Source organism: Bartonella sp. TT121SHDZB (assembly GCF_042193415.1).
GTDB lineage: Bacteria > Pseudomonadota > Alphaproteobacteria > Rhizobiales > Rhizobiaceae > Bartonella.
Window position 1 is genome coordinate 1 of the sequence record NZ_JBHILR010000053.1, and the last position, 733, is coordinate 733.

Genomic DNA, 733 nt, shown 5'->3' on the forward strand with positions numbered 1-733 from the left:
GGGTGCTGTGCGGCTGGGCGGTGCAGGCAGCCGAGCCGGCGGTTGCCGTCTATTACGGGAACAAGGCCTCGCTCAGTGAACTGAGCCTCTACGACATCGCCGTCGTGGAGCCGGGCCACGGCTACGACCCCGTTCAATTCCGCAAGCAGGCTCCGGGCAGCGAACTCTACGCATATGCCTCCGTGGCCGAGGTGCTGCCCGAGCGCGCCTACTTCAGCAAGATTCCCGAGGCCTGGAAGATGGCGCGCAACGGCGCCTGGCAGTCCATCGTCCTGGACCAGACGCCTGCCCAGTGGCCTGCCTTCTTCGCCGATGAGGTGATCGCACCACTGTGGAAGCAGGGCTTTCGCGGCTTCTTCCTGGACACGCTGGACTCCTACCGCCTGGCTGCGAATTTCGACGAAAAGGCCCAGCAGGACGGCCTGGTGCGCGTCATCGAGACGCTGCACCAGCGCTATCCCGGCATCCGGCTGATCCTGAACCGGGGCTTCGAGATCGTGCCGCGTGTGCGGGACAAGGTACAGATGGTGGCGGCCGAGTCGCTGTTGCGGGGCTGGGATGCCAGCCTCAAGCGCTATGTGAGCGTGCCCGAGAAAGACCGCGAATGGCTGCTGCAGCAACTGCAGACCATCCGCGAGCGTGACCGCCTGCCGGTGCTGTCCATCGACTACGTGGCTCCGCACGACCGGGATGCCACGCGCGAGACGGCCCGCCGCATTGCGCAGCTGGGCGT

The 733-nt window shown here is 66.3% G+C and carries 1 protein-coding gene; it reads left to right on the forward strand.

Annotation, left to right across the window (positions count from 1 at the left end; genetic code table 11):
* Window positions 1-733, forward strand: a 733-nt coding sequence (locus ACFIKI_RS08415; protein ID WP_375666756.1) for an endo alpha-1,4 polygalactosaminidase, incomplete at both ends; no start/stop codon positions are given.